Origin of the sequence: Oscillibacter sp. CU971, assembly GCF_905219725.1 — a bacterium.
Taxonomy (GTDB): domain Bacteria; phylum Bacillota; class Clostridia; order Oscillospirales; family Oscillospiraceae; genus Oscillibacter.
Genome location: NZ_CAJMXG010000094.1, coordinates 1 through 10,903, shown reverse-complemented (window position 1 = coordinate 10,903; position 10,903 = coordinate 1). Strand labels below are relative to the sequence as shown.

The 10,903-nt window shown below is 64.6% G+C and carries 10 protein-coding genes; 6 read left to right on the top strand and 4 right to left on the bottom strand.

Annotation, left to right across the window (positions count from 1 at the left end):
* Positions 1-740 (top strand): amidohydrolase family protein (locus JX325_RS08260; protein WP_204790686.1); only part of this gene is annotated, 740 nt, incomplete at its 5' end.
* Positions 741-1,047: 307 nt separating this feature from the next.
* Here the strand turns inward: JX325_RS08260 and JX325_RS18690 are convergent.
* Positions 1,048-1,650 carry a lipoprotein gene (locus JX325_RS18690; RefSeq protein ID WP_374220597.1) on the bottom strand — a complete coding sequence of 201 codons (603 nt, stop codon included), beginning with the start codon at positions 1,648-1,650 and terminating at the stop codon, positions 1,048-1,050.
* Between the two features lie 115 nt (positions 1,651-1,765).
* A complete protein-coding gene (locus JX325_RS08255; protein WP_204790685.1) occupies positions 1,766-2,248 on the bottom strand; it encodes a DUF4330 domain-containing protein in 483 nt (160 codons plus the stop codon).
* Positions 2,249-2,367: 119 nt separating this feature from the next.
* On the opposite strand from JX325_RS08255, the gene csaB reads away from it, so the two are divergent.
* A complete protein-coding gene (gene csaB / locus JX325_RS08250) occupies positions 2,368-4,599 on the top strand; it encodes a polysaccharide pyruvyl transferase CsaB (RefSeq protein WP_204790684.1) in 2,232 nt (743 codons plus the stop codon).
* A 1-nt stretch (position 4,600) separates the two neighbouring features.
* Here csaB and JX325_RS08245 read toward each other — a convergent pair whose 3' ends face one another.
* Complete coding sequence (locus tag JX325_RS08245; RefSeq protein ID WP_204790683.1) at positions 4,601-4,774, bottom strand: DUF6774 domain-containing protein; 174 nt, start codon at positions 4,772-4,774, stop codon at positions 4,601-4,603.
* Positions 4,775-4,900: 126 nt separating this feature from the next.
* Here JX325_RS08245 and JX325_RS08240 point away from each other — a divergent pair, with 126 nt between their 5' ends.
* The 4 genes from JX325_RS08240 (at position 4,901) to JX325_RS08225 (ending at position 9,591) form a co-directional block, all read left to right on the top strand.
* The gene (locus JX325_RS08240) at positions 4,901-5,923 is read left to right on the top strand and encodes an alpha-hydroxy-acid oxidizing protein (RefSeq protein WP_204790682.1); all 1,023 of its coding nucleotides are present in this window, start codon (positions 4,901-4,903) and stop codon (positions 5,921-5,923) included.
* A 1,274-nt stretch (positions 5,924-7,197) separates the two neighbouring features.
* Positions 7,198-8,232: a DUF4349 domain-containing protein gene (locus JX325_RS08235; protein ID WP_204790681.1), complete on the top strand. Its 1,035-nt coding sequence runs from the start codon at positions 7,198-7,200 to the stop codon at positions 8,230-8,232.
* 71 nt (positions 8,233-8,303) lie between these two features.
* Positions 8,304-8,933 (top strand): MBL fold metallo-hydrolase, encoded by a 630-nt coding sequence (locus JX325_RS08230; protein ID WP_204790680.1) that lies wholly within the window; start codon positions 8,304-8,306, stop codon positions 8,931-8,933.
* A 1-nt stretch (position 8,934) separates the two neighbouring features.
* On the top strand, positions 8,935-9,591 hold the full coding sequence (locus JX325_RS08225; RefSeq protein ID WP_204790679.1) for an HAD hydrolase-like protein: 657 nt from the start codon (positions 8,935-8,937) through the stop codon (positions 9,589-9,591).
* Between the two features lie 210 nt (positions 9,592-9,801).
* Here JX325_RS08225 and JX325_RS08220 read toward each other — a convergent pair whose 3' ends face one another.
* Positions 9,802-10,527 (bottom strand): DUF421 domain-containing protein, encoded by a 726-nt coding sequence (locus JX325_RS08220; protein WP_204790678.1) that lies wholly within the window; start codon positions 10,525-10,527, stop codon positions 9,802-9,804.
* Positions 10,528-10,903 lie beyond the last annotated feature (376 nt).

Genomic DNA, 10,903 nt, shown 5'->3' with positions numbered 1-10,903 from the left:
ATCTGGAGGCGGAGGCGGTGGGGCGGNTTCTGCGCATTGCCCAGGCGGCCCAGGCCCCGGTGATCATCGTCCACCTCACCAACGGCGAGGCGCTGGGCGAGGTCCTCCGGGCCCGGAAGCGGGGCCAGACGGTGTACGTGGAGACCTGCCCCCACTACCTGGCCCTGGACGAGAGCCTGTATTACCAGGAGAATTTCACCGACGCGGCCCGGTANGTCTGCGCNCCGCCCCTGCGGGAGAAGAAGGAGGCGGACGCGCTGTGGAAGGCCCTGCGCCGGGGGGAGATTCAGACCGTCTCCACGGACCACTGCTCCTTCACCCTGGAGCAGAAGGAGATGGGCCGGGAGGATTTCACCAGGATTCCCGGCGGCCTCCCCGGGGTGGAGACCCGGGGGGAGCTGATGTGGTCCCTGGGGGTTGCGAAGCGGAAGCTGAGCGTGGCCCAGATGTGCCGCGTCCTCAGCGAGAACCCGGCGAAGCTGTACGGCCTCTTCCCCCGGAAGGGGACCCTCCAGCCCGGGGCGGACGCGGATATCGTGGTCTACGATCCCAGCGGCGGGCACGTCATCCGGGGGGTGGACTGCGAGTCCGCCGCCGGGTACAGCCCCTATGAGGGCTTCGCCACCGACGGCGGCATCCGGCAGGTGTGGCTCCGGGNCCGGCTGGCGGTGGAGAGCGGGAANGTGCTCCCCTCCCAGCCGGAGGGGAAATATATGGTCCGGGGGAAGTGTATGCTGTAAATGTCCGCCGGGAAAAAGGCGGACACTGAGGGAATGGCCTGACCAAGGGGNCAGGCCCCACAGGNAAGCCTTGGTACCCGGTCAAAACCTGTCCCACTTTGAGGAAAGTCCTCTAGAACCCATTTTCCATAGCCAACAAATAGCTGTACAGGGGTACCGCAANACAGATGNCGCCTGAAAAGGAGNAAGCACTATCTTTGTGGGGCCTGACCCCCTGGTCAGGCCATTCCCCGGGAACATGGCGCTTTCCATAGNACACACAAAACCCCGGCGGACCATCCTCAAGGCCCGCCGGGGTTTCAATTTCTCAGGACAAAGGCTCCTGGCTGAACATCACCGTCAACGCGTACACATGCTCATAGCCCAGCTTCTCATACTCCTCCGGCTGGAAAAAGTACTCCGGGTCGTAGGACAAGACCTGGTTCTTCGTCGTGTTGATCTGGATGGCGATGGGAATCTCTCTCTCGTAGACGATCTCCGTGCGGCCAGCCAGGAAGCTGGCCGTCCGGCCCATGNCCNCGGGGTCGTCGATCTCCTCCGAAGAGCCGTACTTCACCGCCGTGAAATCCTTCCCAAACTGCACGGCCTCCCGATACTCGCCCCGGAGGTCCTCAAAGCCGAAGGCCATGCGGCCCTTCTTTTCTCCCGCTTTCAGGGACATGCCCCCGCCGCCGGTGACGAGCTCCCATTTGCCGTCCTCCAGCACATAGGTGTTGACGCGGACGGTTTTCGCCGCCCCGTCCAGCACCACGTCAAAAAGGTGCTGGTCCGTGTCCGCCCCCAGGAGCTTGGCCACGGCCTCTTCCTCCTCATTCAGCTCCGCAGGCTGAATGTACATGGCCGGGGCCGCCCCGGCGGAGCACCCCGCCAGCAGGGCCAGCAAAANCAGAAGCGCAAATATTCTCTTCATCGGATGTCCCCTTCCCGCAAATCTGCGTCGCCGTCGNTCCAGCCCGGTTTCCCGNCAGACAACCAGAGCGAGCTAAAGTTCTTTTTGCCTACTTTTTCTTACAAGAAAAAGTAGGTCAGCCCCAGGTCACATCGACGACCGTTCCGTTTTGGAACTCCACCGTCTCGCTTTTCATGATATAGTCCGTCTTTCCGATCCGGACCTCCTGCTCCCCGACCTTCGTGGTCATGACCTCCTCCTTGGGCACCGTGGCGGTGCAGGTAAAATAGAGGTTCACATGGTCCGGGTCTTCGTGCCACTGCCCGTCGGGCCCCAGCTCCAGCCAGGGGGTGGCCTCCACGGACTCAATGCGCCCGTTCAGCCGGGCCCCGGAGGCCATCAGCGGGGAGGGCAGATTCTCCTTGGAATTCTCGTACAGCTCCGCGGCCACGTTCTGCACCCGCACCACGTAGGTAATCTCCATGGTGGGCACCTCAATGGTCCCGCCCCGGTTCAGGACGCGCACGGCTCCGTAAAGGACTACCGCCAAAATCAAAGCCACGGCGATGATGTCGATGATGTTGAATTTCCCAATNTTGAATGATTTCTTTTGTTCCATGCCAGACCTCCGCGGCGGGCCCCGGGCCCGCCTTCTTTCAGATTGATGGAGCCTTTGGTAGACAAGGCCCGGAAAATATTATATAATACCTTTCACAAAATCACAAGGGGATATTTGTTATGAAGGTCATTCATCTCATCAGCGGCGGGGACTCCGGCGGGGCCAAGACCCATGTGCTGAGCCTCCTCCAGAACCTGAACAAGACCATCACCGCCCAGCTGGTCTGCTTCCGGGACGGCCCCTTCGCCGGGGAGGCCCGTTCCCTGGGCATCCCGACCATGATTTGCGGCGGCAACCACANTTTCAAAATCCGCCGCCAGCTGGCGGAGTATATCCGCCGGGAGGGCTTCCAGCTCATCCACTGCCACGGCTCCCGGGCCAATATGATCGGCGCCCTCCTCCGGGGGGTCACGGGCCTTCCGGTGGTCACCACCATCCACAGCGATTATAAAATCGACTACATGGGCCGCCCCCTGGCCCGGTGCACCTTCGGGGTCATCAACACCTGGGCCCTGCGGCGGCTGGACTACCGCGTGGGCGTCTCCGACGCCATGGTGGACCTGCTCATCTCCCGGGGCTTCCCGGCGGACCGCTTCTACGCCATCTATAACGGCATCGACTTCANCCCCGCGNCGGACCAGGGGGACCGGCTTACCTACCTCCGCTCCCTGGGGGNGGACGTGGAGACGGCTTCCGTGGTTGTGGGCATCGCCGCCCGGCTGAACCCGGTGAAGGACATGTCCACCCTCATCCGGGGCTTTGCCGAGGCGTATAAAACCTGCGGCAAACTACGGTTAGTAATCGCCGGAGACGGCGAGGAGCGGGAGAAGCTGGGGGCTCTTGCCCGGGAACTGGGGGTGGAGCGGCAGGTCACCTTCGCCGGGTGGATCAGCGGGGGCATGGACCGCTTTTACAGCGCGCTGGACATCAACGTCCTCACCAGCCTGTCGGAGACTTTTTCCTACGCCCTGACGGAAGGGGCCCGGTTCCACCTCGCCACCATCTCCACCGCCGTGGGAGGCATCCCCTATCTCATTGACGATGGGGTCAACGGCTATCTGTTCACCCCTCGGGACTGGGAAACCCTGGGCAAGCGCCTGGCGGCCCTGGGAACCGACGGGGCCTTGCGGCGNGAGATGGGGGAGAAGCTCTTTGAAAAGGCCTCCGCCCAGTTCTCCATTGAAAAGACCGTGGACACCCAGCTCCATATCTACGGGGAAATCCTCCGCCGCCACGCCCGGCCCCNGCGGGAGCGGGACGGCGTGGTGATCTGCGGGGCCTATGGCCGGGGCAACGCCGGGGACGACGCGATTTTGGAGGCGATCCTGGAAGAGATGCGGTCCATCGACCCGGACATGCCCGTGACGGTTATCTCCAAAAATCCCAAGGCCACCCGCCTTTCCTACCGGGTCCGCTCCGTCAGCCGGATGGACCTTTCCGGCTGGCTGGGGGCCATGAAACAGGCAAGGCTCTATATCAACGGCGGCGGAAGCCTTATCCAGGACGTGACCTCCCGCCGCTCCCTCTGGTTCTACCTCATGAACATCCGGGCCGCCAAATGGGCGGGCTGCAAGGTTCAGATGTATGGCTGCGGCATCGGCCCCGTCAAGCGGGAGAATCACCGGAAGCTGGCGGCCAAGGTGCTGAACCGGAACGTGGACGTGATTACCCTCCGGGAGCCGGACTCCCTGGAGGAACTGAGATCCATGGGGGTGGACAGGCCGGAAATCAAGCTGACGGCGGACCCGGCCCTGACCCTTGCCCCGGCGGCGGAGGAAAAGACGGACAGCGTGCTCCTCCGGGCGGGCATCCCGCCCCGGGGGGAGCGGCTGATCTGCTTCGCCCTCCGGCCCTGGCCGGGCTTTTCGGAGAAGGCCCCCCTCTTTGGGGCCGCCGCCCGGTACGCCTGGGAGGGCTACGGCCTCACCCCCGTCTTTACGGCGGTGGAGAAGGGCCAGGACCCCGCCGCCGCCCGGGAGGCGGCGGAGTGCCTGGGGGACACGCCCCATTACTTCCTGGACGACGCCGGGGCCGCCGGGACCATCATCGGGGCCTTGTCCCGGATGGAGGCGGTGGTGTCCATGCGGCTCCACGCCCTGATTTTCGCCGCCGGGCAGGGCATCCCCCTGGCGGGGGTGGTGTACGACCCCAAGGTCTCCTCCTTCCTGCGGTATATCGGGCAGGAGAACTTCGCGGACCTAAAGGACCTGACCCAGGAAACCCTGAACGCCATGATTGACCGTGCCGCCGCCCAGGCCGGGGACAAGGAGGCCCAGGCGGTGGCGGTCCGAAAGCTGCGGGAGCTGGAGCAGGGAAACGTGGAGATNGCGAAGCGNCTGCTGGAGCGTTAGGTCAGCGGGAACAAATTTCCCGCTGGGCCGCGATGGTCTCCAGAGTGTCCCCCAGCTGGGTCAGGATGGCCCCCGCCAGGCCCAGCTCCTGGTCGTTCAATTGACCCGCGATGGCCACCGCCAGGGAGTTCACCATGGTGGTGAGGGCCAGGGGGTCGCAGTTTGGGTTTGTCATAGGATCACCTCTGCATTCTATGAGGCGCGGCCCCGGATCGTTCCCCCTTGCCTTTCTTCCCTGTTTCCTGTACAATCGGCTTATAAGCGAACCTGAAAATTTTGACATATTTGGAGGAAACCCGACATGACCTATCAGGAAGTCCTGGCAAACGCCCGTACCTGTATGGGCCCCCACTGCAAATCCTGCCCCACCTGCAACGGCCTGGGGTGCCGGAACGCCATCCCCGGCCCCGGGGCCAAGGGCGTTGGCACCGGTTTTATCCGCAACTACCAGAAGTGGCAGGAGCTCTGCGTCAACATGGACACCATCTGCGAGAACAAGCCCGTGGATACCTCCTTCGCCCTCTTCGGCCAGACGGTGGACCTGCCCGTCTTCGCCGCCCCCGTGGGGGCCATGCAGCTCCACTACGGGGACAAATACGACGACCTTGCCTATAACGACATCTTAGTGGCCGCCTGCGCCCAGGCGGGCATCGGNGCCTTNACCGGCGACGGCACGAACCCCGCCGTCATGGAGGCCGCGGCGGAGGCCCTGAAAAAGCAAAGCGGCCGGGGCGTGCCCACCGTCAAGCCCTGGAATATCGAGACTATCCGGGAGAAGCTGGCCCTCATCAAGCCCGCGAAGCCCTTCGCCGTGGCCATGGACATCGACGCGGCGGGGCTGCCGTTTCTGAAAAACCTCCAGCCCCCGGCGGGCAGCAAGACCGTGGCGGAGCTGCGGGAGATTGTGGATATGCTGGAGGGGGCCCCCTTCATCCTCAAGGNCGTCATGACCGTCCGGGGGGCGGAGAAGGCCCTGGAGGCCGGGGCCTCCGGTATCGTAGTCTCCAACCACGGGGGCCGGGTGCTGGACCAGTGCCCCGCCACGGCGGAGGTCCTGCCCGCCATCGCGGACGCCNTGGGCGGGAGGATGACCNNCCTGGTGGACGNCGGCATCCGCTCCGGCCTGGACGTGTTCAAGGCCCTGGCCCTGGGGGCGGACGCGGTGCTGATTGGCCGTCCCTTCGTGAACATGGTCTACGGCGGCGGGGCCGAGGGGGTCCGGATCTACGTGGACAAGCTGAAGGCCGAGCTGGCGGACGCCATGGCCATGTGCGGGGCCCACTCCCTGGCGGAGATTCGCCGGGACATGATTTTCGGATATTGAGAAGCGGAGGCGCCGCCGGGGGGAAGCCTCCGGCGGCGCGTGTTTGNCCGGCTTTCGGGGCCCCGGCGGTTTTAACGGGCGCACCCCTCAAATGCCTGGANCAGGCNCAAAAAGGGGCTTGCGCTTTGGGCAGAATATGGTATACTGTATTTGTTAGAGTTTCGCCGCAAGGCAATTTTCAATATGAGGTGATTCTATGGTCGGTGGAATATCAGGCGTCGGGAGCTTCGGAATGGGCTCTGTCGGGGCGTTTTACCAGTCCCGGCTGTCGGAAAATATTCGCAATTCCCGCGCGGCCCAGCAGGCCCGGCAGCCGGTCTGGACGGCGCGGAAAAACGCCTNCCCCGAGACGCCGGTGGAGCCGGTCAAGGCCGTGCGCCCCATCTCCCGGGACGAGGCGTCCTTGCNNGAGCTGACGGCCCGGCTGGAGAACGACCCGGCGGCCATGGCCGGGCGGATGCGGNNCCGNTACGGCGAGATAGACCCCGAGGGCATGTTCGTGGAAACCGGGAAAGAGGGCCTCTCCCCTGTGGACGGCTCCCGGAAAAACGCCCTGGAGGGCCAATTGGCCCAGGCCGAGGACGCCCTGGGCCGGAACGATTTAAAGGGCGCGGAGGACGCGCTTTTGAACGGCGCGCCCAAGGCGGAGGAAGCGANGCTGCCCGGCCTCCCCGGACAGNAGGGAGACGCGGAGGACGAAAAGGCCCTGGACGGCAAGAGCGCCCAGGGGGCNGAGAGCGCCCAGGGGGCCGAGAGCGCCCAGGAGGCCCTGGAAGAGGGCGAGTGCGAGACCTGCGAGAGCCGGAAGTACCAGGACGGGTCCGACGACATGGGCGTGTCCTTCCAGACGCCCACCAACATCAAGCCGGAGCAGGCGGCCTCCGCCGTCCGGGGCCATGAGATGGAGCACGTCTACCGGGAGCAGGCCAAGGCCAACCGGGAGGGCCGGAAGGTGGTAAGCCAGAACGTGACCATGCACACGGAAATCTGCCCGGAGTGCGGCAAGTCCTACGTCTCCGGCGGCACCACCCGCACCGTCACCAAGGCGGACACGGATAACGCCGCCCAGCAGCAGGACCTGGCCCGGCAGAACGAGGAAGAACAGAAGACGCGCACCCCCTTCTCGGCGGTGGCGTGATACGAGGCGAACAGGGCTCCGAAGGCGGGGCCCTGTTTTCATAGGGGAAAAATCCCCGGAACCTTTCCCCTGGAAAATCCGTCTATATAGGTAACAGCCCCGCTTGGAAGACGGGGCGGACAAGGAGGATGAACGGATGAAAAGAGGACTTGCCCTGTTCCTGGCGGCCCTGCTGACGGCCCTGACCCTCACCGCCTGCGGAGGAGGCGGGGGCTACAGCGGGGGAAGCGCTTCCAGCGCCTCCGCCGACAGCGAGAGCCAGACGGCCTATGACGGCAGCGGGGACGAGTGGAAGGCCGAGGTAAGGGAGTTCGGCTTTGACGCCCCCGCCGGCTCGGCGGGGGGCTCCCCCGCCGAGCCGGGGGCGACCACAGAGGAGCCCCGGGAGGACCGCCTGGCCAGCGCCAAGATGGTCTACACCGCCAGCATCCAGGCGGAGACTCAGGATTACGACGCCTGTACCGCCGCCCTGGAGGACCTGGTGGACAGGCTGGGGGGCTATTTGGAGTACNCCTCCGCCGACAGCTACGGCGACGGCAGCCGGAGCGCCAGCTATACCGTCCGGGTCCCCGCCAAGGAGTTTCGGGGCTTTTTGAAGACCGTGGGGGAAATCAGCCACGTCACCAGCCAGGACCAGAACGCCGAAAACATCAGCGAGCGGTACTACGACACGGAGAGCCGCCTGGAAACCCAGAAGACGAAGATGGAGCGGCTTCAGGCGCTGCTTTCCAAGGCGGAAAATATGGAGGACATCATCGACCTGGAAAACGCCATCAGCGAGACGGAATACCAGATCGAGCAGCTTACCGGGTCCCTCCGGCATTATGACTCCCTGGTGGATTTCGCCACCATCGACGTCCGCTTGCGGGAGGTGCTGCGCCTCACCACGGTGGAGGAGGCCCCGCCCACCTTTGGAAGCCGCCTGGGGAACGCCTTCACGGACGGGCTCCGCGGCTTTGGGGACTTCCTCCAGGATGTGGCCGTGTACCTGGCCTACAACTGGACCTGGATGGTCCTCCTGGCCCTCATCATTCTGCTGGTGGTGAAGGTCTCCAAGCGGCGCCAGGCCCAGCGGGGAGAGACCTTCCGCCAGTCCCGGGAGCGGACGGGGGGCAGCTTCTTCAAGCGGAAGAAGGACGAACCGAAAAACCCGGANGACAAACAGCCGTAAATCTGATATAGTAAGGGGGCGGACGGAGATCCGCCCCCGTTTTTTGAAATACCCGCAAGGAGGAGATTGANATGAAACTCACCTGGCTGGGCCACGCCTGTTTTCTGGTGGAGCAGGGCGGCTATCGGATTTTGCTGGACCCCTACACCGGCGTGGAGGGTTATCCGGCCCTGGCGGAGCNAAAGCTCCAGGTCCACAAGATTCTTTGCAGCCACGGCCACTTTGACCACAACGCCGTGGACCAGGCGGAGCTGGTCTCCTTCGACGGCCCCTGCCCCTTCACCATCCGCACCGTGGAGACCTTCCACGACGGCGAGGGCGGGGCCCTCCGGGGGCCCAACACCATCCATATCCTCTCGGCGGACGGCGTTGCCGTCGCCCACCTGGGGGACCTGGGGCACCCGCTTTCGCCGGAGCAGGTGGAGGCCATCGGCCCCCTGGACGCGGTTTTGATTCCCGTGGGAGGCACCTACACCGTGGACGCGGCGGGGGCCAAGGCCGTCTGCGAGGCCCTGAATCCCAAGTGCGTCATCCCCNTGCACTACCGGCACGCCCCCTACGGTTTGCCCAACGTGACGGGGGTGGAGGACTTCCTGTCCCTGTGGCCCGTCGGGGCCGTCCGGCGGCTGGAGGGGCCCGTCTGCGAGGTAGACGGCGGGGCTTCNGGCGTNNGNGTCCCCCAATTTCTCCAGGAGGCTTGATATGTACCGTTATATTTTATTTGACCTGGACGGGACCCTGACGGACTCCCGGGAGGGCATTGTTCACTGGGTTCGGGAGACCATCCTGGGTTACGGCGGCCCGGTGCCGGAGGAGGAAACCCTGCTCCGCTTCATCGGCCCGCCCCTTCAGGATTCCTTTATGCGCTTTTGCGGCTACAGCCCGGAGAAGGCGGCGGAGGCGGTGGAGCGCTTCCGCCTGATTTACGAGCCCGTGGGCCAGTATGAGAACCGGGCGGCCCCGGGCATGGAAGCCGTCATGGGCCGCTTGAAGGAGCGGGGCTATGTGCTGGCCCTGGCCTCCTCCAAGCCGGAAAACCTGTGCGTTTCCATCTGCGCCCGGTTCGGCTTCACGCCCCACCTCTCCGCCCTGGTGGGAAGCCCGCCCCACGGGGACTGGGAAAAGGAGGACGTGGTCCGGGAGGCCATGCGGCAGCTGGGCCTGACGGAGCGGGATCTCCCCCAGGTGCTGATGGTGGGGGACCGGAAATTCGACGTGCTGGGGGCCCGGGCCTGCGGCGTGGACTGCGCCGGGGTGGAGTTCTTCGGCTATGCCCCGCCGGGGGAGCTGGAGGAGGCCGGAGCGGTGGCTGTGGTGAAAACACCGGAGGAGCTGGAGGAATTCATTCTGGCCCATTGAGCCTGGGGGAANATCAGGAAATGGCCTGGTCTGGGGACCAGGCCCCACAAAGATGGATTCCTGTCCTATAGAAATACCAGCATCAATGGGCCTGAAATGCTGTGGCCTGGCCAGGGGCATGCACTTTCCCTGTGGGGCCTGACCCCCAGGTCAGGCCATTTCCCCCAAATTGATATTTTATGAGCGAGGTTCCCGCTCCGGCCTTAGTGTTTAGTGTCCGGCGCCTGGGGCCTCCCTTTTTCTTCCGGGCTCCATAGGAAACACCGTCAAATCCTCTCCCCCGCCCCAGAGGGCCAGGAAGACCTCCCCCTCGTTCCGGTAGCCCTGGCGGAGGAGGCAGCGGCGGACCCATTCGTCCTCCTTTCCCGCCTGGCGGAGGTTGCCGGAGAGCAGCTTCCCGTCCATGATAAGGGGAGTCTGGACCTGGGACTGGGAGGGATTCTTGTTCAAATCCGCCGGGGTGGCGGGGCGGTCCGCCTCCTTGGGCAGGAAGCTGACGGTGCCGTTGTGCTCGAAGACGGCGGTCTGGAGCTGGCTTAGGTCAAACCAGCCGCCGATGCGGCAGTAGGTGANAAATTCGCTCAAGTCCAGCTTGGCCTTTTTCAGGTTCTCCCGGTAAATCACCCCGTCCTCCAGCAGCACCACGGGCCGTCCCGTGACGGCGGCGCGGATTTTCAGGGACTTGCAGCAAAGCACCGAGATGCTCACGGCCACCAGCCCGTAGACAATCAGGGCGGTGAGGGGCTTGTGGGGCTCTTCCAATTCGGTGGCCAGCTCGGCGGCCGCGGAGCCGATGGTGATGCCCACCACATAGTCGAACATGGTCATTTGGGACACCTGCTTGGCCCCCATCAGCTTGGTGAGGAGGAACAGGGCCAGGATGGACAGCAGGGTGGTCAGCACCGTCATGCCGGTGTCTTGCAGAATCTGAGTCATGAAAAGAACGCCTCCCGTGGCAGATGTCGGTTGACGACAGTATGCCGCGGGAGGCGCGTTTTATGCGGGTATTTAAATCAGCCAGCGCCGGACCCCCGGGACCCGGGAGAACAGGGCGTAGGCCCCCCAGCCGCAGATTAGGACCAGGAGGGAGACCAGGGGCACGGTGAAAAGCNGGGGGCCCTCCGCCGCCCGGAGTCCGTGGCGGGCGAAGAACTGCAAGAAAAACACATGGGTTAAAAAGACGCAGAAGGAGGCTTTGGAAAGGCGCTCCGCCGCCCGCCCCGCCCATTCCGGCAAAGAGGCCCTCTGACAAAGGCCCCAGAAGCCCAGGGCCTCCAGAAAAACCCCGGCCCCGGTGCCCTCCAGGAAATGC